The organism is Pseudomonas sp. NY15354, assembly GCF_048068075.1.
Taxonomy (GTDB): domain Bacteria; phylum Pseudomonadota; class Gammaproteobacteria; order Pseudomonadales; family Pseudomonadaceae; genus Aquipseudomonas; species Aquipseudomonas guariconensis_C.
This window is the reverse complement of the sequence record NZ_JBLUPV010000019.1, coordinates 40463-63044: the sequence shown is the minus strand read 5'-3', so window position 1 is coordinate 63044 and position 22582 is coordinate 40463. Positions and strand designations below refer to the sequence as shown.

The following is a 22582-nucleotide window of genomic DNA, read 5'->3' as shown; positions in this document are numbered from 1 at the left end:
TTTTTCGGAACCCCGGCGACCTGTCTATTCAGGCCTTTTCCGATGACATGCCAACTTGGGGGCGGGCGCTAAAGCCTCCCCACTTTTTTCCAACAGGGAGAACCTTATGCGTCTTGTTTCTACACTTACCGGAGTCAGCCTCACCGGCATGATGCTGGCACTGAGTGCTCCGGCCAGTGCTGCAGTCGACGCCAAGCTGCTCGAAATGCTCCGCGCCAACGGCTCGATCAACCAGGCGCAGTACAACGAACTGCAGGCCGATCTGGCCAAGGAAACCAAGGAAAAGGCAGAGCAGAAAGCCCAGTCCGAGCGCCTGAGCTCCTTCGAACAGAAAGTCGCCTGGGCAGCCAAGACCCAGATCAAGGGCGACGTGCGGCTGCGCTACGAAGACGTCAACGTCGACGACCCCAACCGCAAGAGCCCCAACCAGGACCGCGAGCGCGTCCGTGCCCGTGTCGGCTTCTACAGCGAGATCAACCCGCAGGTCGACGCCGGTGTGCGCGTGGCCACCGGCAGCAGCGCCGATGCCCGCTCCACCAACCAGAGCCTGGACAACTACTTCGAGAAAAAATCGCTGTGGGTCGACCTGGCCTACCTCGACTGGCACCCCACTGCCGTGCCGAACTTGCACTTGATCGGCGGCAAGATGATGCAGCCTTGGGTGAGCATGGGCGACATCATCTGGGACAGCGACATCAACCCCGAAGGCGTGGCCGTCACCTACAAGACCGACCTCGGCGCTGCCGAGCTGTTCGGCAGCGCCGGTCACTACAACCTCAAGGACAACGTCGATGGCGAAGGCGTGCAGTTCAAGCACGACGCGCAGCTCTACCACGGTCAGTTGGGCGCCCGCTTCAATGCCGCCGACACCGTCAAGGTCACCGTGGGTACCAGCATCTACGGCTACGACAACGATAAGGACGCCGCCCCGCTGCAGGCCTTCGGCAACACCACCAACGAGTTCAACCTGGTGGAAGGCTTTGGCCAGGTCGACTTCACAGGCTTTGCCATCCCCCTGTCCGCCTACGGCCAGTACGTGAAGAACACCGAAAGCACCGATGGCGAAGACAAGGCCTGGCTGGCCGGTCTGAAGACCAAGCTCGGTGCCTGGAGCCTGGACTACAACTACCGCGACGTGCAGCGTAACGCAGTGGTCAGCGCCTTCACCGACTCCGACTTCGGTGCAGGCTACACCGGTTCCCGTGGTCACAAGTTCAAGGTCGGTTACGAAATCGACAAGAACTTCTCGCTGGGCGCGGCCTACCTGATGGCCAAGACCGACCTGTCCCAGCTGCCGAACAGCGATGCCGACGTCGACACCCTGCAGGTCGACCTGGAGGCCAAGTTCTAAGCGCAAGCTCCCTTGCGTTGCTCAGGCGGGAAGTGCCGACCCCATCCGGCGCTTCCCGCCTTTTTTTCGCCTGCCAGAAATGCATCGGCCCCCTCGCGGGACAAGCCCGCTCCCACAGGTACAGTGCCGCCCTTGAAGGGCAGCGCCGCGCTGCTGGGAGCGGGTTTACCCGCGAAGAGGCCTACACGGTTGCTGCGAGAATCAACGCTTACGCAGGATCACACTACCGATCGAATAACCCGCGCCAAACGAGCTCAGCACACCCAGCGCCCCCTTGGGCAGATCATCCTGGTACAGGTGGAACGCAATCACCGAACCCGCCGAACTGGTGTTGGCGTAACGGTCCAGAATCACCGGTGCGTCCTCTTCGGCCACATCACGGCCGACCAGCTTCTTGACGATCAGGTGGTTCATGCTCAGGTTCGCCTGGTGCAGCCAGAAGCGCTTGACGTCGGTGGGCTGCAAGCCGTTCTCGCCCAGGTGCTGGCCGATCAGCTCGGCGACCATCGGGCACACCTCGCGGAACACCTTCCGGCCTTCTTGGACGAACAGTTTGTCCGGCGCACCGATGCCCTCCTCCGCCGCGCGGTTGAGGAAGCCAAAGTTGTTGCGGATGTTGTTGGAGAACTGGGTCAGCAGCTTGGTGCTGACAATGTCGAACTGGTGCGCGGAGGTGGCCTGGTCGGCGCGCTCGATGAGCACCGCAGTGGCTGCGTCACCGAAGATGAAGTGGCTGTCGCGGTCGCGGAAATTCAGGTGGCCGGTGCAGATCTCCGGGTTGACCATCAACACCGCACGCGCCTGACCCAGTTGCACGCTGTTGGCGGCGGTCTGGATGCCGAAGGTGGCCGAGGAGCAGGCCACGTTCATGTCGAAGGCAAAGCCCTGGATGCCCAGCGCCTGCTGCACTTCGATGGAGATGGCCGGGTATGGGCGCTGCAGATTGGAACAAGCGACGATCACGCCGTCGACATCGGCCGCTGTGCGACCTGCCCGCTCCAGGGCCTGACGGGCAGCTGCCACGGCCATCTCGCAGAGGATCGATGGCTCGTCGTTGGAGCGCTCCGGCAGGCGCGGCTTCATGCGCTGCGGATCGAGGATGCCGGCCTTGTCCATGACGAAGCGACTCTTGATACCGGAAGCCTTCTCGATGAAGGCCGCATCCGACAGCGGCGCGGCTTCGATATCGCCACGCTCGATGGCGGCTGCGTTGTCTTGATTGAACTGCTGGGCCCAGGTGTTGAAGGAAGCCACCAGTTCTTCGTTGGAAATGCTCTGGGCCGGGGTGTACAGGCCGGTGCCGCTGATCACGACGTTATGCACGGTCGTTCCTCTGGTCAAAGGCCATCACCACACGGCGCTGGCCGAAAAAGGGCAACATAATGGCACTTTAGTGCCAATTTGTAGGCGAGGGTTGCTCCCTCGATCACAGGCAAACCCGCACCCACGCAGTACAGCGCTGAACCTGTGGGGGCGGTTGCGTCCCGCAATGGGCCGCACAGCGGCCCAAATTCCCACAAGTTTGCCACATCTCCCGGGGTTTAGGCTTCCACCTGCCCCCACTGTTTGCTCAATCGTTTGTCGGAAACTGGCACTTTGGTCCCCAACTGCTGGGCGAACAACGACACCCGGTATTCCTCCAGCCACCAGCGGTAAACGGTCAGTTGCTCGTCACGCTTGCCCTCTTGAGCATGCTTGTCGGCCCGGGCTTTGTATTGCGCCCACAGATTGGCCAGCTCGCCACTCCAGACACGGTCCTTCTGCACCTGGGCGCCAAGTTTCTCCAGGCGAAGTTCCACCGCCTTGAGGTAGCGCGGCAACTCCTTGAACCACACTGCCGGCGTTTCACGGACAAAGCCCGGATAGACCAGGTTGGCCAGCTGCTGCTTGATGTCGTTCAGCGCCACCGCCTGGCTCAGGTCGATCTTGCCCTTGAAGCGCTTTTGCAGGCCGTGCCACAGCTTGAGCACTTCCAGGGTCTGGCGAGCCAGGCGCTCGGCATGCTCGGCCCAACTGCCACGCTTGCGCTCGGCAAGCCCTGCCAGGGCTGCGCCGTCCCGTGGCAGCGACGCCTCGCCTTCGAGGATGCAACTGTCCAGGCTGGCCAGCAGAATGTCCTCCACCAAGGCCTCGACACGTCCCAACTCGCGGTATAGCAAGCCCAGCTCGGTCAGCCCCGGCAACTTGCCCCGCAGAAACTTGGCTGGCTCGGCCAGCTGTTGCAGCAACAGTCGCTGCAAGGCACGGCGATGCTGGAACTCGGCCTCGGCCTGAGTCGAGAAGCGCCCCTCACGCACGGCACCGGCTTCCTCCACCAGCGCCGGGTAGACCGTCAACGACAGGCCAGCGATCTTCTGCTGGGCCGTTTGCGCCACTTGAGAGAACGCCTTGGCCTGCACCGGCTGCTCGGCCTTGTCGTTGCGCGGCATGGCCAATGCCGCCTGACTCGCGGCAGCGAACCGCGCCGTCAGCTCGGCCAGGTCACGGCCTTCGCCGAGGAACTTGCCCTGGCCATCGACCACCTCGATGTTCATGCGCAGGTGGCCCTCGACCAGACCGGCAGCTTCCGTCCAGGCCTCATCGGACACCCGGGCGCCCGTCATGCGCAGCAACTCCTGACCCAACGACTGGGGCAAGGCCCCCTCACCGAAGGTCATGCGCGCCAGGGCGGCCTTGACGAAGTCCGGCACCGGGACGAAGTTCTTGCGCAGGGCCTTCGGCAGGTTGCGCACCAGGGCCACGCACTTGGCCTCCAGCAACCCTGGCACCAGCCATTCCAGGCGCTCGCCCGGCAGGTTCGGCAGCAGCGGTGCCGGCACCCGCACAGTGACGCCATCTCGCGGGTGGCCTGGCTCGAAGTGATAGGTCAGCGGCAGGCGCAGCGCGCCGATTTGAAGGCTGTCCGGATACTGCGCGGCGGTGACTTCACTGGCCTCCCGGGCCAGCACGTCCTCTTCGCGCATGATCAGCAGGTTTGGGTCTTTCTGACTGTTGATCCGGTACCAGCTGTCGAAGGTCGCGGTCTGGTGGATCTCTGCCGGCAGCCGCGCTTCATAGAAGGCGTACAGCGTTTCTTCGTCCGCCAGGATGTCGCGTCGACGGGCCTTGGCCTCCAGCTCGTCGAGCTGCTCGAGCAGGCGCTTGTTGGCCGCCAGGCACTTGGCCCGCGACTGGATCTCGCCCCCGACCAGGCCCTCGCGGATGAACAGCTCGCGCGAAACCACCGGATCGATCGGGCCGAAATGCACCGGTCGGCGACCGACCAGGATCAACCCGTAGAGGGTGATCTGCTCGTAGGCCACCACCTGGCCACGCTTTTTCTCCCAGTGCGGCTCGAAGTGGTTCTTCTTGACCAAGTGCGTGGCCAGCGGCTCGATCCAGTCCGGCTCGATCTTGGCCACCATGCGCGCGTAGAGCTTGGTGGTCTCCACCAGTTCGGCGGCCATGACCCAGTGCGGGCGCTTGCGGCCAATGCCCGAGGACGGGTGAATCCAGAAGCGCCGCTGGCGCGCGCCCTGGTAGTCGCCCTCTTCGGTCTTGTGGCCGATCTGGCTGAGCAGGCCGCTGAGAATGGCCTTGTGCATGCGCGGGAAATCCGCCGGTTCCTTGTTGATCGCCAGTTGCAGATCGCGGCAGATCAGCGCCAGCTGGCGATGGGCATCACGCCACTCGCGCAGGCGCAGGTAGTTGAGGAAATGCTTGCGGCACCAGTTGCGCAGCGGGTTGGCGGTCAGCGCCTGGCGCTGCTCCTCGAACCCACGCCACAGGTTGACCAAGGCGGCGAAGTCGGAGTCGGGGTCCTTCCACAGGGCGTGGGCCTGGTCGGCAGCCTGCTGGCGCTCCGGTGGGCGTTCGCGCGGATCCTGCACCGAGAGGGCGCTGGCGACGATGAGCACTTCCTGCAGGCTGCCTTGGCGAGCCCCCTCGAGCAACATGCGCCCCAGGCGCGGGTCGATCGGCAAGCGCGCCAGCTGGCGGCCCAGAGGCGTCAGTTGGTTCTCGCGGTTGACCGCCGAGAGCTCCTGCAACAGGTTGAAACCATCGCTGATGGCCTTGCCATCTGGCGGCTCGATGAACGGAAACGCATCGATCGCCCCCAGGCGCAGGTGCAGCATCTGCAGGATCACCGCGGCCAGGTTGGTCCGCAGGATCTCCGGATCGGTGAAGGCGGGACGTGCGTTGAAGTCCTCTTCGCTGTACAGACGCACGCAGATGCCCGGCTCGACCCGGCCGCATCGGCCCTTGCGCTGGTTGGCGCTGGCCTGGGAGACCGCCTCGATCGGCAGGCGCTGGACCTTGGCGCGGTAGCTGTAGCGGCTGATACGCGCGGTGCCGCTGTCGATCACGTAGCGGATGCCCGGCACGGTCAGGGAGGTTTCGGCAACGTTGGTGGCCAGCACCACCCGGCGCCCGGTATGGGGCTGGAAGATCTTCTGCTGCTCGGCCGGCGTCAGGCGCGCATACAACGGCAGGATCTCGGTGTGGCGCAACTGGGCCTTGCGCAGGATCTCGGCGGCATCGCGGATCTCCCGCTCGCCCGGCAAGAACACCAGCACATCGCCTGGGCCCTTGCCTTCGCTGCGCTCGTGATGGGCCAGCTCGTCGAGGGTGGCGAGGATCGCCTGGTCGACGGTCAGATCGTCCTCGACCCGGTTGCCTTCCTCGTCCTGTTCGCTGGTCAGCGGGCGATACCAAGTTTCCACCGGGAAGGTACGACCGGACACCTCGATGATCGGGGCGCCATCGAAATGCTGGGAGAACCGCTCTAGGTCGATGGTCGCCGAGGTGATGATCAGTTTCAGATCCGGGCGTCGGTGCAGCAGGGTCTTGAGGTAGCCGAGCAAAAAGTCGATGTTCAGGCTGCGCTCGTGGGCTTCGTCGACGATGATCGTGTCGTAGCGTTCGAGGAAACGATCGTGCTGGGTCTCGGCCAGCAGGATACCGTCAGTCATCAGCTTGACCAGGGTGCCCGCATCGCTCTGGTCCTCGAAACGCACCTGGTAGCCCACCAGAGCGCCCAGCGGTGTGCCAATCTCCTCGGCCACCCGTGCCGCGACGCTGCGTGCGGCGATCCGTCGGGGCTGGGTATGGGCGATCAGGCCATGTTGGCCGCGACCCATTTCAAGGCAGATCTTCGGCAACTGGGTGGTCTTGCCCGAACCGGTCTCGCCGGCAATCACCAGAACCTGGTGCTCGGCCAGGGCTTTCTTGATCTCATCACGCTTGGCAGCGATCGGCAGACTGTCGTCGTAGCGGATGCGCGGCACGCTGTGCTGACGCGCGACAACCTGGGCACAGGACGCCTGGACCCGTTCCACCCATTGGGCAAGCTTGGCCTCGTCGGGGCGCTTGCGCAGCTCGTGCAGTTGCCGCCGCAGCCGATGGCGGTCGGCGATCATGGCGTGGTCGAGGTTCTTCAGCAGTTGATCGATGGCGTGGTCTGTCATGGGGCTTTTTGATGATGCAGGTGAGCCTGCTTTTTCATGATCGGCATTCGGAAAGTCGGGCGATTGTCGCAGATTTGCCGGTTCTCTGCTGCCTATGCCGGCCTCTTCGCGGGCAAACCCAAACATAAGGGCTTGAATGCTGAGCGGTACCTGGAAAGCGGGTTTGCCGCGAAGAGGCCGGCATCAATGTTTAGCCAATCACGGAATGAAGGTTGCCATTCACTGCTTTAATCAACCTTACGCCCCATGTGAGTATCCACCGATGACCTGCCCACCGAGCAATGCGCGCCCCACCCTTCCCAAGGCCCGGGCCCGCGCCGGCGAAAACCCGCTGGTACATGTCATCCTCGCCTTCTGGGCCCTGTGGCACTGCCGCCACGCTCGCCCACCGGATACTTCGTTCGCGTCTCACTGATCCAGCTTCGGCCATCCCCGGCCGACATCAATCAGCCCGACTCGCCGCCCACCTGCGGCCGGTCCTGTGCGCCTGCGGGCGCGAGCGAACACCATGCACTTTGCACACCCCGAGCAAGCCCGCCGTTTTTTGGCCGACAACCCCGATATCGAACTGTTCGAGCTGTTCATCCTCGATGCCAACGGCGTGCCCCGCGGCAAGCTGCTTCACCGCGACGAACTGCTTGCCGTTTATGAAAGCGGTCGCCCGCTGCCCAGCACCATCCTGGGCCTGACCTTGAATGGCGACGATGTGGAAAACTCAGGCCTGGTCTGGGATGTCGGCGACATCGACTGCCGCGCCTACCCCCTGGAAGACAGCCTGGTGCGCCTGCCCTGGCGGCGCGTGCCGACCGCAGCCGTGCAAGTCAGCATGCACCCCAGCCAAGGGCTGCCCGCCAGCGTCGCCGATCCGCGCCATGTACTGATTCGCACACTCGATGCGCTCAAGGCCGACGGCTATCACCCAGTGATGGCCTGCGAACTGGAGTTCTACCTGCTCGACCAGCAGCGCGATGCCCAAGGCCGTCCGCAACCGGCACTGGACAACGACGGTGGCCGCCCCCGCACGACCCAGGTCTATGGCCTGCGCGAGCTGGAGCAGATCGAGCCGTTTCTCGCCGACCTTTATGCCGCCTGCAAGGCCCAGGGCATTCCGGCACGCACGGCCATCTCCGAATATGCGCCGGGCCAGGTGGAAATCACCCTGGAACACGGCGATGCGCTACAGGCCATGGACCAGGCCGTGCGCTACAAGCGCCTGGTCAAGGGCATCGCCCATGCCCACGGCATGCAGGCCTGCTTCATGGCCAAACCCTTCGCCCACCTGGCCGGCACCGGCATGCACATGCACTTGAGCCTGGCCGATGCCGAAGGCCGCAACCTGTTCGCCAGCGATGACCCCGCCGGCACCCCGCTGCTGCGTCAGGCGGTAGGTGGCATGTTGCGCCACCTGCGCGAGTCGCTGTTGCTGTTCTGCCCCAACGCCAACTCTTACCGGCGATTCCAGGCCAACAGCTATGCGCCGCTGGCGCCCACCTGGGGCGTGGACAACCGCACCGTGAGCCTGCGCGTACCGGGCGGGCCTGCCAACAGCCGGCATGTGGAGCACCGCATCTGTGGCGCCGACGCCAACCCCTATCTCGCTGCAGCTGCGATCCTCGCCGCCGCCCACCGGGGCGTGCGCGAACAGCTCGATCCCGGCGCACCGGTCGAAGGCAATGGCTATGCCCAGGCCAAGGAACACCTGCCCACCGAGTGGCTCACCGCCCTCGACGCCCTGGAGCACTCGGTCTGGGCTCGGGAGGCCCTCGGCGAGGCCTTCCTTGGCGTCTACCTGAAGGTCAAGCGCGCCGAGTATCGCCAGTTCATGGCCGAAGTCGGCGAGCAGGACTGGCGCTGGTACCTGCACCAGGCCTGAGCCCCTATTCACAGTAAGGAACGAACATGAATGCAGCAGTGAACAACGGACCGGCCCAGCGCGCGCCGTCCTATTACACCGCCACTCTCAACGACCCGACCCAATACCCGACCCTGACGGGAACCGAGCAGGTCGACGTCGCCATCATCGGCGGTGGCTTTACGGGCGTCGCCACCGCCGTGGAGCTGGCCGAGCGCGGCCTGAAGGTCGCCATCGTCGAAACCAACCGCATCGGCTGGGGCGCCAGCGGACGCAACGGCGGCCAGGTCACCGGCAGTTTGTCGGGCGATGAAGCCATGCGCACGCAGATGCGCAATCGCCTGGGTGAGCAGGTGGATGACTTCATCTGGCACCTGCGTTGGCGGGGTCACGAGATCATCGAGCGGCGCGTGCAGCGCTACGGCATCGACTGCGACCTCAAGCGCGGGCACCTGCACGCGGCAATGAAGCCGTCTCACATGAACGAGCTGCAAGCGAGCTACGATGAAGCCCAGCGCCGTGGCATGGGCGACCTGGTGCAGTTGCTCGATCGCAATGCGGTCGGCGAACACCTGCAAAGCCCGTTGTACCTGGGCGCACTCAAGAACCGCCGCAACCTGCACCTGCACCCGCTCAACCTGTGCCTGGGCGAGGCCCGGGCGGCCCATGGCCTGGGTGCGCTGGTGTTCGAGAATTCCGAGGTGCTGGAGATCGTCCATGGGCCGCGTCCGGCGGTGGTCACCGCCCGAGGCCGGATCGAGGCGCGCCAGGTGCTGCTGGCCGGCGATGTCTATCACAAGCTGGAAAAGCGCCAGCTCAAAGGCAAGATCTTCCCGGCCATGGGCGGCATCGTCACCACCGCGCCACTGGGCGCGCTGGCCGACCAGATCAACCCCCAGGACCTGGCGGTGTACGACTGCCGTTTCGTCCTCGACTATTATCGCCTGACTGCCGACAAGCGCCTGCTGTTCGGTGGCGGCGCCAACTATTCGGGCAAGGATTCGCGAGACATCGAAGCCGAACTGCGCCCGTGCATCGAGCGCACGTTCCCGGCGCTCAAAGGGGTGCCGATCGAGTTCAAGTGGAGTTGCGCCATGGGCATCGTGGTCAACCGCATCCCGCAATTGGGCAAGCTGTCGGACAACGTCTGGTACTGCCAGGGTTACTCCGGGCACGGCATCGCCACCAGCCACATCATGGGCGAAATCATGGCCGAGGCGCTGACTGGGACACTGGAAAAGTTCGACACCTTCGCGGCGTGCAAGCACATCAAGGTGCCGATGGGGGACTTGCTGGGCAATCCGCTGTTGGCGGCGGGGATGTGGTACTACCAGATGCTCGAGAAACTGCGCTGATCTCTTGGGGCTATTGCGATGGGCCGCGCAGCGGCCCTGGAATCCAATGCCTTGTGAGCAGAGGGCTGCGATGCAGCCCTGGCTCGATGACCTCAGGCGATCTTCTTCAGGCCCTGCTTCTTGAGCTCTTCATCACGCAGCTCGCGGCGTAGGATCTTGCCAACGTTGGTGGTCGGCAGCGCATCGCGGAACTCGATATGGCGAGGGACTTTGTAACCGGTGACGTTGGCGCGCATGTGCTCCATCACCTGCTCTTTGGTCAGGGTCATGCCCGGCTTGACCACGATGAACATCTTGATCACTTCGCCCGACTTTTCGTCCGGCACGCCGATCGCCGCGCACTGCAGCACACCCGGCAGGCTGGCGAGGACGTCTTCGAGCTCGTTCGGATAAACGTTGAAGCCCGAAACCAGAATCATGTCCTTCTTGCGGTCGACGATGCGCATGTAGCCATCGGGCTGGATGACCGCGATATCGCCCGTCTTCAGCCAACCGTCCTGGTCGAGGATTTCGGCGGTGGCCTCTTCGCGCTGCCAATACCCCTTCATCACTTGCGGGCCCTTGACGCATAGCTCACCGACCTCGCCCAGGCCCAGCTCGCGGCCGCTGTCATCGATCACCTTGCACAGGGTCGACGGCACCGGAATGCCGATGGTCCCGACCTGATTGGCCTCGGCGGGGTTGACCGCCGCGACCGGGCTGGTCTCGGTCATGCCGTAGCCTTCGCAGATCGCGCAGCCGGTAACGGTCTTCCAGCGCTCGGCTACGCTCAATTGCAGAGCCATGCCGCCGGAGAGGGTGATTTTCAGGGCTGAAAAGTCCAAGGCGCGGAAGGCGTCGTTGTTGCACAGGGCAACGAACAGGGTATTGAGGCCAACGAAGCCGCTGAACTTCCACTTGCCCAGTTCCTTGACCATGGCCGACAGGTCGCGGGGGTTGCTGATCAACACGTTGTGGTTGCCGATCAGCATCATCGCCATGCAATGGAAGGTAAAGGCATAGATGTGGTACAGCGGCAGCGGGGTAATGAGGATCTCGCAGCCTTCCTGCAGGTTCGCCCCCATCAGGGCGCGGCATTGCAGCATGTTGGCCACCAGGTTGCGGTGGGTCAGCATGGCGCCCTTGGCAACCCCGGTGGTACCGCCGGTATACTGCAGCACCGCAACGTCGTTCGGTTGCGGATTGGCCTCGGTCACTGCACCGCCCTTGCCAAGCGCCAAGGCATCGTTGAAGCGTACGGCGCCCGGCAGGTTATAGGCCGGCACCATCTTCTTCACGTACTTGATCACGCTGTTGATCAACAGGCGCTTGAGCGGTGGCAGCAAGTCGGCCACTTCGGTGACGATGACGTGTTTGACCTGGGTCTTGGGCACCACCTTTTCGGCCAGGTGCGCCATGTTGGCCAGGCACACCAGGGCCTTGGCGCCAGAGTCGTTGAACTGGTGCTCCATCTCCCGCGCGGTGTAGAGCGGGTTGGTGTTGACCACGATCAGGCCTGCGCGCATGGCACCGAACACGGCCACGGGGTATTGCAGGACATTGGGCAGTTGCACGGCAATGCGGTCACCGGGCTTGAGGTCGGTATGCTGTTGAAGCCAGGCGGCAAAGGCGCCCGACAGGGTGTACAGCTCACCATAGGTGAGGGTCTTGCCCAGGTTGCTAAAGGCCGGTTTGTCGGCAAAGCGTTGGCAGGATTGCTTGAGCACCGCCTGGATGTTGGGGAACTCGTCAGGATTGATTTCCGCCGTTATCCCGGCTGGGTACTTATCCTTCCAAAAGTTTTCGATCATGGAAGCCCGCTCCTTCAGCAACAGCGAATTCGTCACGCATTACGCGTTTATTATTGATATGGGATGACGGCTCATTGCAAACCGGATCATCTGAAAACGCGCCGAGAGTAACAGCTTTGCCAGGGGTCGCCTAGAGCCCAAATCGGCCCGCACGGTCACAAAAATGACTCAAAGAAATGTACCGGTCATTTTTAGAGTATTTATCCAAAACGTCGCAATTCAAGCCGAAAACGGCAGGATAGAGCGGTTTATAACCACCCTATTCTGCCGCTCGAAGAAGCCTGCGTGAAAATCAGGCGATATCCCGCAGCTCGCGACGCAGAATCTTGCCCACCGGGGTCATGGGCAGCGACTCGCGCAACACAATGTGTTTGGGCACCTTGTAGCCGGTGAAGTTTGCCTTGCAGTACGCCTTGAGCTCCTCAACGCTCAAGCCCGCCTCTCTGGGCACCACGAACAGCTTCACCGCTTCGCCGGAGCGCTCGTCGGGCACGCCAATGGCCGCGCAGTTGGCGACCTTGGGATGCCCCATGATCACGTCCTCGATTTCGTTGGGATAGACGTTGAAACCCGAGACGATGATCATGTCCTTCTTGCGGTCGACGATACGGGTGAAGCCATCCGGGTCGATCACGGCGATATCGCCCGTCTTGAGCCAGCCGTCGACATCCAGCGTCTGTGCGGTGGCCTCGGGTTGGCGCCAGTAGCCTTTCATTACCTGCGGCCCCTTGATGCACAGCTCGCCCCGCTCGCCCAGGGGCAGCTCATTGCCCTCATCATCGATGACCTTGAACGCAGTGCCCGGCACCGGGATACCCACGGTCCCCAGGCGCGCCAGCGAGCCATAGGGGTTGGTGCTGGCGACCGGGGAAGTCTCGGTGAGGCCGTAGCCCTCGACGATGCGACAGCCCGTCAGGCTCTCCCAGCGTTCGGCCGTGGCCTTGACCAAGGCCGTGCCTCCGGAGTTGGTGACCTTGAGCGCGGAAAAATCCAGGGACTTGAAGCCGGGGTGGTCCATCAGGGCGACGAACAGGGTGTTCAAACCGAGCAAGCCAGTGAAGCGCCATTTGCCCAGCTCCTTGATGAAGCCGGGAATGTCCCGGGGATTGGTGATCAGCACGTTGTGGTTGCCGGTGACCATCATGCACATGCAGTTCGCGGTGAAGGCATAGATGTGGTACAGCGGCAACGGAGCGATCATCACCTCTTGGCCGTCCTTGATCAGCTTCTGCCCATCCGGGCCGTGCTGGGAGAAACAGGCCAGCACCTGCAGCATGTTGGCCACCAGGTTTCCATGAGTGAGCATCGCGCCCTTGGCCAAGCCGGTGGTGCCGCCGGTGTACTGCAGCACGGCGACATCATCCAGGTTCAGGGGCACCGGCGTGGGCTGCTCTGCCCGTCCCTGGCGCAGCACCTGCTTGAACGATACGGCCTGCGGCAGCCGGTAGGCCGGCACCATCTTCTTCACTTTGTCGACCACGGTATTGACCAGCCAGCCCTTGGCGGCCGGCAGCAGGTCGCCCATCTTCGCCTCGATCAGGTACTCGATGTCGGTGTCGCCCAGCACCTGCTGCACCCGCTGGCCGAACATGTTCAGGTAAACCAGGGCGCGGGCACCGGAATCCTTGAACTGATGGCGCATTTCGCGCTCGGTGTAGAGTGGGTTGGTGTTGACCACGATCAGCCCGGCGCGCATCGCGCCGAATACGGCGATGGGGTATTGCAGGACGTTGGGCATCTGCACCGCGATGCGATCGCCGGGCACGAGGTCGGTGTGCTGTTGCAGCCAGGCGGCGAAGGCAGCGCTATAGCGCTCGAGGTCGTGGTAGCTGAGGGTCACGCCCAGGTTGCTGAAGGCCGGCCGGTCGGCGAAGCGCTTGCAGGAGCGCTCGAACACGTCGACGACCGATTGATAAGCAGTGATTTCGAGGGAGGAAGGCACGCCCGCCGGGCGTTTGTCATTCCAGAAGTCGGCTTGCATCTTGTTGTTGTTCCTCTGCCATGCGCTGTCCCTGACCTGCCTGCCCCAGGCTCGCGAGCGGGCAGGAAGGCGTTGGATCGACGTTAGCAGGTAAGCAAGAGACGGCATATACGCCAAGTGCCGCCATTAACATTGTGAATCTTATTTGTGCCCTTCCTGCAATCGGGTCCATTGGGCATACACTGTCTGCAACCCATGAGCCAAGGACTCGCCATGCCCCATGACGCCTTCTGGCTGCCTGCCAGCGAGCATTGCAGCCTATATGTCCATCAGTGGCTGCCGACAACGCCGGTCAAGGCCGTGGTGCTGCTGGCCCACGGCATGGCCGAGCACGCCGGCCGCTACCAGCGCCTGGGGCATGCCCTGACCGACGCAGGTTTCGCCCTGCTCGCCCCGGACCTGCGAGGCCATGGCCGCACAGCGGAGCTCGGCAATCTTGGCCTGTTCGCTCGTCATCATGGCTGGAACACCGTGGTCAACGACCTGGGGCTACTGGCCCAGCACATCGGCCAGCAGTTTCCCGGCACGCCGCTGTTCCTGTTCGGCCACAGCATGGGCAGCTACATCGCCCAGGCCTATCTGCTGCACCACAGCGCCAGCCTCCAGGGCGCTGTGCTCAGCGGTTCCAACTTTCAGCCGCCGCTGCTCTACCGCACCGCCGCGCTGATCGCACGCCTGGAAACCTGGCGCCAGGGGTATCTGGGCAAGAGCGCACTGATCGAATGGCTGTCCTTCGGCTCATTCAACAAGGCCTTCAAGCCCAACCGCACGCCCTTCGACTGGCTCAGCCGCGATGCCGACGAAGTCGACAAGTACATCGCCGACCCCCTGTGCGGTTTTCGCTGTTGCAACCAGCTGTGGATCGACCTGCTCCAGGGCCTGGCACAGATCAGCCGGCCCAGGAACCTTGCGCAGATCGACCCGAATCTGCCAATTCTGGTGATCGGCGGTGAATGTGATCCGGTCAGTGCCGGCAAGCGTCTGAAGAGTCTGGCCGACGCCCTGCGCGCGACCGGCAATCGCCATGTGCAGTTGCGCCTGTACCCCGCGGCGCGGCACGAAGTGCTCAACGAAACCAACCGTGACGAGGTCACCGCCGATATCCTCGGCTGGCTGGAACAGGCGCTGGCCCTTGGCCGCCCTGCCCGCAGTGAATGATGTACACTTCCTCGTCCGCCCTTTAAGGAAGCCCCGATGTCCCAGGTCACCAACACGCCCTACGAAGCCCTCGAAGTCGGGCAGAAAGCCAGCTATGAAAAGTCCGTGGAAGAACGCGACATCCAGCTGTTCGCCGCGATGTCCGGTGACCACAACCCGGTACACCTGGACGCCGAATTCGCCGCCAAGAGCATGTTCCGCGAGCGTATCGCCCATGGCATGTTCAGCGGTGCGCTGATCAGTGCCGCCGTTGCCTGCACTTTGCCAGGCCCCGGCACCATCTACCTGGGCCAGCAGATGAGCTTCCAGAAGCCAGTGAAGATCGGCGACACCCTGACCGTCCGCCTGGAGATTCTCGAGAAGCTGCCTAAGTTCAAGGTGCGCATCGCCACCAACGTCTACAACCAGAACGACGAGCTGGTGGTCGAAGGCGTGGCCGAGATCCTGGCTCCACGCAAGCAGCAGACCGTCGAATTGGTCAGCCCGCCGAACTTCGTTGCCAGCTGACAGAGCCCGTCGACAATACGCCTTCGCGGATAAACCCGCTCCTACAGGGCCTGCGCAGCCCTGAAAGCGGGTTTACCTGCGCCAGCGCTGCCTATCGATTCAACTCTTGCAGGCACCGCTCGATGTGCCGTCTCTCCGGCCCTTGCTGGGTAAGCGCCAGCGCCTGCTGCCAGGCTTTGCGGGCCTGTTCGTCCTGGCCCAACTGACGATGCAGCTCCGCCCGGGCAGCATGCGCCAGGTGATAATCGAGCAGCTCGCCACGCCGCAAAATCGCCTCGATCGCCACCAGCCCCGCCCTCGGTCCGTCACGCTTGGCCAACGCCGCAGCCCGGTTCAGCTCCACCACCGGTGACGGCCAGTGCCGTTGCAATACATCGTACAAGCCTACGATCTCCTGCCAGTCCGTCTGCTCGGCACTTGAGGCTTCGGCATGCACCGCGGCAATGGCGGCCTGCACGCTGTAGGCACCGAACTGCCGGCTGCGCAGCGCCTGCTGTACCAGTTGGCAGCCTTCAGCGATCTGCGAACGGTCCCACAGGCTGCGGTCCTGACGGTCCAGTACCACCAACTCCCCCGCCGCATCGCTGCGCGCCCGCAAACGCGAGGCCTGCAGCAGCATCAACGCCAACAGCCCGAGCACCTCGGCATCCGGCAGCAGTTGGGCGAGCAGGCGCCCCAATCGGATCGCCTCGTCACACAGCTCGCGCTGCACCACATCATTACCCGTGGAAGCTGAATACCCTTCGTTGAACACCAGGTACACCACCCGCAGGACACTTTCCAGGCGCTCCGCCAACTCAGCCAGCGCGGGGACCTGATAGGGAATGCGCGCATCGCGGATCTTGGCCTTGGCGCGCACGATGCGCTGGGCAATGGTCGCCGGGCTCTGCAGAAAGGCACGGGCGATCTGCTCGGTGGTCAGGTCGCAGACTTCACGCAAGGTCAGCGGTACCTGGGCATCGGCCGAGAGAGCCGGGTGGCAGCAGGTGAAGATCAGCCGCAGGCGGTCATCCACCAGGTCTTCCTCCTCCTCGGGGCCCCGGCCTTCATTCTCGAGCAACATGACCAGATCCGCCTGGGAGCGGTCGAAGCGGGCACGCCTGCGCAAAGCGTCGATGGCCTTGAAGCGGCCCGCAGACACCAGCCAAGCTCGCGGATTGTCCGGGATGCCATCGCGCTGCCAACGCTCTACGGCAATGAAAAACGCATCGTGCAGCGCCTCTTCGGCAAGATCGAAGTCGCCCAGCAGGCGAATCAGGGTCGCCAGGATACGCCGGGAATCCCGCCGATAGACCGCCTCGACCTCCCGGCGCACCTGCTGGGCATCGAGCATCAGTCCGGCATCCGCTGAGTCACCACCTCTACCAGCCGGTCCAGGCTTTCGCCCCAGCCCTGGTAGAAGCCCATTTCCTCATGGGCCCGGCAGTCGGCGGCGCTCCAATGCAGGGCACGCGCGGTGTAGCGGGTCTTGCCCTGTTCTTCATCGAAGGTCATCACTGCCGTCATGAATGCTTTGTCCGAAGGCACCCAGCCAGGCCCGAACGCATCGGTAAACACCAACCGCCGCGGCGCGACGATCTCCAGGAACACCCCCTGATTGGGGTACTCGGCACCATCGGGGGCCCGCATCAGGGTACGGAACAGGCCTCCCACCCAGAGTTGCAACTCGCATTCAGGGGTGGTCATGCCATGGGGCCCCCACCACTGCGTCAACCACTGTGGCTCGGTCCAGGCGCGAAACACCTTGGCCGCGGGGGCGTCGATCAAGCGCGTGATGGACAACTCGTGTGGCGACTGAGGCGGGCCGGGTTGTGCAAGGCTCATGCTGGTCATTCTCCGTTGTCAGGGTTGCAGCTCACGTACAGGTCTTACTTCGACGCTACCGACCCGCGCCGCCGGGATGCCCTTGGCGATGTTCAGTGCCTCGTTCAGGTCGCGCGCATCGACCAGGTAAAAGCCTGCCAATTGCTCCTTGGTCTCGGCAAATGGGCCGTCGGTCAGGCTCATGCGGCCACCCCGCACGCGTACCGTCGTGGCAGTCTGCACAGGCTTGAGCGCCTCGGCTGCGAGCATTCGGCCGGCCCCCTGCAGCGACTCGGCGTAGGCCATGCATTCGGCATCTTCAGGGCTGTCGGGCAGGCTATGCAGCAGCCCCTCGTCACAATAGACCAGGCACAGGTATTTCATGGTCGTCTCCAATGCGGCGCAAAGGTGCGGTTGCCGATGAGCGGCAGGTTCAAGGCTGGAGGTTGAACAGGGCTTTCTGGGTTTCCATGTCGAACGGTGCCGACCAGTGCTCATGTATGACCTGCCATTGTCCACCCCTACGACGATAGCCCACTGTCGCGCGGATGAAGCCACACTGGCTCTCGTCATCGGAAGGACCACAGCGGTTGAGCCAATGGGCCAAGCCCAGGTCGCCGTCTGCATGCACGGTCAGTTGTGCCTGTTCGAAGACCATGGGCCCTGTGCAGAAACTCATGCACATCTCCCAGTGCGCCCGGTAGGCGGCCTTGCCTTTGAATTGCAACGCCTTGATGGCATCGAATGCCACGATGTCGTCGGCATAGGGCGCGCAGATCGCATCCAGGTCGCGATCACGCACGGCCTGCATCCAACGTTCGATCAACTGGCTGATTTCGGTTTGGGCGGTATTCATCGGGTTTTCCTCCGATCGGTCATCAGTGGGCGGCGCCGTCTGAATCCGGCGCCTTCATGACTGGTCGAACGGTGATCGGGGAAATCGACAGGGGAGGAGAAAAAAATCAAAGCCGCAAATACGCTCCCAGAATCCTACTGCTGCTTTGCGGATCAGCTGCCAGATGTGGAGGGCAAATCACAGCGCTGATAAATCACAACGCCGGGCTTGCAAGGATGAACTCACGATATCCCGAAAGAACCACATACCCGGCAAAGTAGCAGAAGATCGCCGCCGACAGCAGGTACGACCACGTCAGCAATCGGTCCCCCAGCAAACGCCCGCCATGGCTGGCGATAGCGCACAGGCCGAGGCACCAGACCACCCCGGCGGCAAAGAAGCCTCCCAGGAACAGGCCGGCCTCTAGCAGCCCGCCGGCACCGGAGCGTGAAATCAGCACCCCGCCCACCGCGGCGAACCACAAGATCGCGCTGGGCGAAGACATAGCCAAGAACATCCCGCGCAAAAACTCGCGCCAGGCCGGCTCCACCACCGCCTGCCCACTGGCCTCCAGATGCCCGCCGCGCCAGGCCGCCAGCAACATCTTCAGCGCGAACCACGCCAGCAGGGCCGAGCCCCCCAGCCACAGCGTCCAGCGCACCGCTTCGAACTGCAGCAACACGGTCATGCCCGCCAGCGCGGCGATGGCGTAGATCAGATCGCCCACGCACGTCCCCAGCCCCAGCCACACGCCTTGCATGAAACCGCGTTGCATGGCCAGGGTGATCATGGCGATGTTGGCGACACCGATGTCCAGGCACAGTGACAGGCTGAGGAGGAATCCATTCGAAAAAGGCATGGGAGACTCGGTCATGCAGGTTCAGGGGAAGGCGATTGTGCCTGAGCGCGTCATGGCTTGTTCAGATCTTTCGCGCACGAAACCTCGCCTGAATACCCTCAAGCATCGAGTAACACCCGCGCATAGCGCTCACGGTCGATGTTCGCCCCGCTGAGTACCACCGCCACACGCTTGCCGGCCTGAAGCGCGCGCTCCTGCATCAACGCCGCCAGGGCGGCCGCGCCGGCGCCTTCGGCGGTATTGTGAGTGGCTTCATGGTAAAGGCGCATGGCGTGGGCGACTTCGTCGTCGGTGACGCGCACGATGCGTGCGGCGTGTTCGCGGACCAGGGCGAAAGCATCGGGATGCGGGACTCGGCAGGCCATGCCATCGGCGAAGGTGTCGGCGGTCTCGGTGGTGACGATCCGCCCCTGCTCGAAGCTCTGGGCATAGGCATCGGCGGCGCTGGAAACCACGCCGACAATCTGTGTCTTCAAGCCCAGCAGATTGCGTGCCTGGATCAACCCACAGATCCCAGAACCCATGCCGATCGGCACATAGACGCAATCGAGGTCGGCCACGGCATCGAACAGCTCCAGTGCATAGGTCGCCACACCGCGTACCAGTTCCGGGTGGAACGAAGGCACCATGGCGTAACCCAACGACTCGGCAAGCCTGGCCGCTTCTTCTCGGGCCACGTCGAAATCGACCCCATGCTCCACCAGCTCGGCACCCAGGGCACGCATGGCGGCGTTCTTTTCTCGCGAGTTGCCTTCCGGCACCACGATCACCAACGGCACGCCGGCCTGACGCGCCGCCAGGGCCATGCTCTGGCCATGGTTGCCCCGGGTGGCGGTGACCAGCCCGCGCACAGGCTTGCCAGTGGCCAACAGCGAACGGACATAGACCAACCCGCCACGCACCTTGAAGGCACCGGTCGGCGCGTGGTTCTCATGCTTGACCCACACCTTGCAGCCCAACCGCTCAGCCAGTAAGGGCCAGGCATGCTGCGCGGTAGCAGGAACGTGCTGGTGGACGAAATCGGCGGCTTCACGCAGGGCGGGCAGGTCGAACATGGACGATCATCCTTAATCAAAGAAAGGTCGATCCGATCCTAAGCCCGACCTGATGCCCAGGTAAACCTTATCTGTCCATCGACCGTCTCAGCCCTGGCTGCAGCCCTCACCCATGGCGCGATACTGGATGGTGTGCACCTGCCCCTGATGGTCTTCGTAGGTCATGGTGGCAGGCACCACTTCGCAGACGTTGGGAATGGTCGACAGGCTGATCACCCGCTTGATATCCAGGTTGGTGGAATAGTCGTACTGCTCGACCGCAGGTTGGGTGGTGGCGGCGGTCTTGACCTCATCGGCGAAGGCGAACGAGGACATACCGACCAGTGCGAGAATCAGTAAAGCTTTCATGAGAGGTTGGCCTTAAAAGCAATCAACTCGATTGACTTCATATGCCGTGAATGGCGCGGAGAAGTTGTCATCGACTGCGAAGATGACACGAAGTACCGATCCCGCTTCGTACTGCCGGGGGATGTTTGAAAGTCTACTCCCCGCCTGAAATAGTTGAACCCCGAACTCGGACAATCACTCTTGCGCACGCTGCAACAATCTGCGAAAAAGCCCCTCCCCCACGCCTATGCCCACGACCATGAATCCGCTCCATTGCAGCCCCTTGGGCAGCCTCGAACGCAAGCTGCTCGATCACTTCTACCGCCAGCATGGCACTCGCATGCGCGCCGCGGGCGATGGCCAATGGTGGGTGGCACGGGCAGGAGGCATCGTCGCGGGCATGAGCCTGAGCCCTGTGGCCGAAGGGCGCTGGCTCACGGGCCTGTTCGTTGCGCCACAATGGCGTGGCCAGCAGGTCGCATCGCAGTTGATCGAGGCGGCCTTGCAAACCGCCTGTGGGCCGACGTGGTTGTTCTGTCACCCTGAGTTGGAGGCTTTCTACCAGCGCCAGGCCTTCACCCTGACGAGCACGCTGCCCGAGGCCCTGGCTTCACGGCTGGCGCGCTATCAGCGCAGCAAGCGCCTGGTGGCGATGGTGCGCGGTCAGTCGTCGGGCGCATCAAGCCCTGGGAACAGCACCTCGGTGTAGCCGAACTTGCTGAAATCCTGAATGCGCGAGGGGTACAGCCGGCCGATCAGGTGGTCGCATTCATGCTGCACCACCCGGGCATGGAAGCCGTCGGCGAAGCGGTTGATTGGATTGCCCTGGGGGTCGATGCCCTCGTAGCGGATGTGCTTGAAGCGCGGCACGACACCTCGTAGCCCTGGGACCGACAGGCAGCCCTCCCAGCCGTCCTCGACCTCCGGGGACAAGGGCGTGATCACCGGGTTGAGCAAAATGGTCTGTGGTACGGGTTCGGCGTCCGGGTAGCGCTCGCTGCGCTCGAAACCGAAGATCACCAGTTGCAGGTCGACGCCGATCTGCGGCGCGGCCAGGCCCACGCCGCCCACGTGGCGCATGGTCTGGAACATGTCGTCGATCAGCGCTTGCAACTGCTCGCTGCCGATCAGGTCCGCCGGTACGGGCGGGGCGATGCGCAACAAGCGTTCGTCGCCCATCTTGAGGATGTCACGGATCATCGGGGGTTCGGCTCACTCGGCTGGGGCTCGACAGGATGTTCATGGCCGAGCACGGTCAATGTCTCCTTGGAGGTATGACCTGCGGCTTCCTTCTCGCCAGGGTTCTTGCCTTCGGCCGACATGTGTTCGATCACCGCGTTCATCTCGGCGCCGAGCAACAGCACAGCGGCGGAAATGTAGAAGTACAACAGCAAGACAATGATTGCCCCGATACTGCCGTACATGGCGTTGTAGTCGGCGAAGGTCTTCACATAGTAACCGAAGGCCAGCGAGGCGATGATCCACACCACCACCGCCAGCACCGAGCCGGGGGTGATGAAGCGAAACTCTTGCTTCACGTCGGGCATGACGTAGTAGATCAGCGCCACCGCCACCATCATCAGAATGATGATCGCCGGCCAGCGCAGGATGGTCCAGACCGTGACGATCACCTCCTGCATGCCCACCTGGGCGGCGATCCACTCCATGACCTGCGGCCCCAGCACCATCAGCGCAGCCGCGGCCAAGAGCATGCCGGCGATGCCGATGGTGTAGATCACCGACAGTGGGAGGCGCTTCCAGACCGGCCGGCCTTCGGGGACGTCGTAAGCGGCGTTCATTGCGCTCATCATCAGGCGCACGCCGGCCGAGGCCGTCCACAGGGCGATGACGATACCCACCGAAAGCAGCCCCCCTTTGGACTGCTGCAACTGATCGATCACCGGGTTGACCTGCTCCAGGGCCTGGGGCGGCAGCACCAGCTCCGACTGCAGGCGCAGCCAGGAGAAGAAGTCCGGCAGGTGCAGGAAACCGATCAAGGCGATGAGGAACAACAAGAAGGGAAACAGCGAAAACAGCATCTGGTAGGCCAGCGCGGACGCATAGGTGGACATCTCGTCATCGAGAAATTCGCGGACGGTGCGCACCAGCACGCGGTGCAGGGGCAAACCGCGCAGGTTGGGGAAAAACATAGCGTCTCCTTTCGCTGCAGGATCGTGTCGGATGACGGCCGGCCAACCGGGCAGGCCCATTCAATGATGCAAGTCTAATAGACCACACCGGACACGTTGCAGCTCAACGCCA

19 protein-coding genes are annotated in these 22582 nt (G+C 63.3%); 6 read left to right on the top strand and 13 right to left on the bottom strand.

The window, feature by feature from the left end; genetic code table 11:
- Positions 1-106: 106 nt before the first annotated feature.
- Complete coding sequence (locus ACNFCH_RS17805; protein WP_043209330.1) at positions 107-1351, top strand: putative porin; 1245 nt, start codon at positions 107-109, stop codon at positions 1349-1351.
- Positions 1352-1552: 201 nt separating this feature from the next.
- Here ACNFCH_RS17805 and ACNFCH_RS17800 read toward each other — a convergent pair whose 3' ends face one another.
- Positions 1553-2674, bottom strand: coding sequence for a beta-ketoacyl-ACP synthase III (locus ACNFCH_RS17800; RefSeq protein WP_416743226.1), 1122 nt, complete (start codon positions 2672-2674; stop codon positions 1553-1555).
- 218 nt (positions 2675-2892) lie between these two features.
- Positions 2893-6798, bottom strand: a complete 3906-nt coding sequence (gene hrpA / locus ACNFCH_RS17795) for an ATP-dependent RNA helicase HrpA (protein ID WP_416743225.1) — start codon at positions 6796-6798, stop codon at positions 2893-2895.
- A 508-nt stretch (positions 6799-7306) separates the two neighbouring features.
- On the opposite strand from hrpA, the gene ACNFCH_RS17790 reads away from it, so the two are divergent.
- Positions 7307-8671 carry a glutamine synthetase family protein gene (locus ACNFCH_RS17790; RefSeq protein WP_416743224.1) on the top strand — a complete coding sequence of 455 codons (1365 nt, stop codon included), beginning with the start codon at positions 7307-7309 and terminating at the stop codon, positions 8669-8671.
- Between the two features lie 26 nt (positions 8672-8697).
- Positions 8698-10005: an NAD(P)/FAD-dependent oxidoreductase gene (locus ACNFCH_RS17785; RefSeq protein WP_416743223.1), complete on the top strand. Its 1308-nt coding sequence runs from the start codon at positions 8698-8700 to the stop codon at positions 10003-10005.
- 92 nt (positions 10006-10097) lie between these two features.
- Here the strand turns inward: ACNFCH_RS17785 and fadD1 are convergent, their stop codons facing one another.
- Complete coding sequence (fadD1, locus tag ACNFCH_RS17780) at positions 10098-11795, bottom strand: long-chain-fatty-acid--CoA ligase FadD1 (RefSeq protein WP_070093246.1); 1698 nt, start codon at positions 11793-11795, stop codon at positions 10098-10100.
- A gap of 292 nt (positions 11796-12087) precedes the next feature.
- Positions 12088-13776: a long-chain-fatty-acid--CoA ligase FadD2 gene (gene fadD2, locus ACNFCH_RS17775; RefSeq protein ID WP_337159892.1), complete on the bottom strand. Its 1689-nt coding sequence runs from the start codon at positions 13774-13776 to the stop codon at positions 12088-12090.
- 213 nt (positions 13777-13989) lie between these two features.
- On the opposite strand from fadD2, the gene ACNFCH_RS17770 reads away from it, so the two are divergent.
- Positions 13990-14934, top strand: coding sequence for a lysophospholipase (locus ACNFCH_RS17770; RefSeq protein ID WP_337159890.1), 945 nt, complete (start codon positions 13990-13992; stop codon positions 14932-14934).
- Between the two features lie 36 nt (positions 14935-14970).
- Positions 14971-15441 carry a MaoC family dehydratase gene (locus tag ACNFCH_RS17765; protein WP_043209315.1) on the top strand — a complete coding sequence of 157 codons (471 nt, stop codon included), beginning with the start codon at positions 14971-14973 and terminating at the stop codon, positions 15439-15441.
- A gap of 91 nt (positions 15442-15532) precedes the next feature.
- Here the strand turns inward: ACNFCH_RS17765 and ACNFCH_RS17760 are convergent, their stop codons facing one another.
- From ACNFCH_RS17760 to ACNFCH_RS17730, 7 genes are all read right to left on the bottom strand, one after another.
- Positions 15533-16774: an RNA polymerase sigma factor gene (locus ACNFCH_RS17760; RefSeq protein ID WP_416743222.1), complete on the bottom strand. Its 1242-nt coding sequence runs from the start codon at positions 16772-16774 to the stop codon at positions 15533-15535.
- Complete coding sequence (locus tag ACNFCH_RS17755; protein ID WP_337159888.1) at positions 16774-17265, bottom strand: SRPBCC family protein; 492 nt, start codon at positions 17263-17265, stop codon at positions 16774-16776. Before ACNFCH_RS17755 ends, ACNFCH_RS17760 begins: the two co-directional genes overlap by 1 nt.
- An 18-nt stretch (positions 17266-17283) precedes the next feature.
- On the bottom strand, positions 17284-17628 hold the full coding sequence (locus tag ACNFCH_RS17750) for a YciI family protein (protein WP_043209307.1): 345 nt from the start codon (positions 17626-17628) through the stop codon (positions 17284-17286).
- 49 nt (positions 17629-17677) lie between these two features.
- Positions 17678-18100 (bottom strand): YybH family protein, encoded by a 423-nt coding sequence (locus ACNFCH_RS17745; RefSeq protein WP_196164751.1) that lies wholly within the window; start codon positions 18098-18100, stop codon positions 17678-17680.
- 193 nt (positions 18101-18293) lie between these two features.
- Positions 18294-18938: a LysE family translocator gene (locus ACNFCH_RS17740; RefSeq protein ID WP_337159884.1), complete on the bottom strand. Its 645-nt coding sequence runs from the start codon at positions 18936-18938 to the stop codon at positions 18294-18296.
- A gap of 98 nt (positions 18939-19036) precedes the next feature.
- Positions 19037-19993: a threonine dehydratase gene (locus tag ACNFCH_RS17735; RefSeq protein WP_337159882.1), complete on the bottom strand. Its 957-nt coding sequence runs from the start codon at positions 19991-19993 to the stop codon at positions 19037-19039.
- 87 nt (positions 19994-20080) lie between these two features.
- Positions 20081-20341, bottom strand: coding sequence for a DUF2790 domain-containing protein (locus tag ACNFCH_RS17730; RefSeq protein WP_337159880.1), 261 nt, complete (start codon positions 20339-20341; stop codon positions 20081-20083).
- Between the two features lie 238 nt (positions 20342-20579).
- Between ACNFCH_RS17730 and ACNFCH_RS17725 the strand changes: the two genes are divergently transcribed.
- Positions 20580-21029 (top strand): GNAT family N-acetyltransferase, encoded by a 450-nt coding sequence (locus ACNFCH_RS17725; protein WP_337159878.1) that lies wholly within the window; start codon positions 20580-20582, stop codon positions 21027-21029.
- Here the strand turns inward: ACNFCH_RS17725 and def are convergent.
- Complete coding sequence (gene def / locus ACNFCH_RS17720) at positions 20984-21520, bottom strand: peptide deformylase (protein ID WP_196164746.1); 537 nt, start codon at positions 21518-21520, stop codon at positions 20984-20986. The genes ACNFCH_RS17725 and def overlap by 46 nt on opposite strands.
- Entirely contained in the window at positions 21517-22470 is a 954-nt protein-coding gene (locus ACNFCH_RS17715) for a YihY/virulence factor BrkB family protein (protein WP_337159875.1), read from the bottom strand. The genes def and ACNFCH_RS17715 overlap by 4 nt, the downstream gene beginning before the upstream one ends.
- Positions 22471-22582: the final 112 nt, after the last annotated feature.

Coding starts and splice junctions, on each gene's coding strand:
- ACNFCH_RS17805 (WP_043209330.1), top strand. CDS start 107: ATGCGTCTTGTTTCTACACTTACCGGAGTCAGCCTCACCGGCATGATG.
- hrpA (WP_416743225.1), bottom strand. CDS start 6,798: ATGACAGACCACGCCATCGATCAACTGCTGAAGAACCTCGACCACGCC.
- ACNFCH_RS17790 (WP_416743224.1), top strand. CDS start 7,307: ATGCACTTTGCACACCCCGAGCAAGCCCGCCGTTTTTTGGCCGACAAC.
- ACNFCH_RS17785 (WP_416743223.1), top strand. CDS start 8,698: ATGAATGCAGCAGTGAACAACGGACCGGCCCAGCGCGCGCCGTCCTAT.
- fadD1 (WP_070093246.1), bottom strand. CDS start 11,795: ATGATCGAAAACTTTTGGAAGGATAAGTACCCAGCCGGGATAACGGCG.
- fadD2 (WP_337159892.1), bottom strand. CDS start 13,776: ATGCAAGCCGACTTCTGGAATGACAAACGCCCGGCGGGCGTGCCTTCC.
- ACNFCH_RS17770 (WP_337159890.1), top strand. CDS start 13,990: ATGCCCCATGACGCCTTCTGGCTGCCTGCCAGCGAGCATTGCAGCCTA.
- ACNFCH_RS17765 (WP_043209315.1), top strand. CDS start 14,971: ATGTCCCAGGTCACCAACACGCCCTACGAAGCCCTCGAAGTCGGGCAG.
- ACNFCH_RS17760 (WP_416743222.1), bottom strand. CDS start 16,774: ATGCTCGATGCCCAGCAGGTGCGCCGGGAGGTCGAGGCGGTCTATCGG.
- ACNFCH_RS17755 (WP_337159888.1), bottom strand. CDS start 17,265: ATGAGCCTTGCACAACCCGGCCCGCCTCAGTCGCCACACGAGTTGTCC.
- ACNFCH_RS17750 (WP_043209307.1), bottom strand. CDS start 17,628: ATGAAATACCTGTGCCTGGTCTATTGTGACGAGGGGCTGCTGCATAGC.
- ACNFCH_RS17745 (WP_196164751.1), bottom strand. CDS start 18,100: ATGAATACCGCCCAAACCGAAATCAGCCAGTTGATCGAACGTTGGATG.
- ACNFCH_RS17740 (WP_337159884.1), bottom strand. CDS start 18,938: ATGCCTTTTTCGAATGGATTCCTCCTCAGCCTGTCACTGTGCCTGGAC.
- ACNFCH_RS17735 (WP_337159882.1), bottom strand. CDS start 19,993: ATGTTCGACCTGCCCGCCCTGCGTGAAGCCGCCGATTTCGTCCACCAG.
- ACNFCH_RS17730 (WP_337159880.1), bottom strand. CDS start 20,341: ATGAAAGCTTTACTGATTCTCGCACTGGTCGGTATGTCCTCGTTCGCC.
- ACNFCH_RS17725 (WP_337159878.1), top strand. CDS start 20,580: ATGAATCCGCTCCATTGCAGCCCCTTGGGCAGCCTCGAACGCAAGCTG.
- def (WP_196164746.1), bottom strand. CDS start 21,520: ATGATCCGTGACATCCTCAAGATGGGCGACGAACGCTTGTTGCGCATC.
- ACNFCH_RS17715 (WP_337159875.1), bottom strand. CDS start 22,470: ATGTTTTTCCCCAACCTGCGCGGTTTGCCCCTGCACCGCGTGCTGGTG.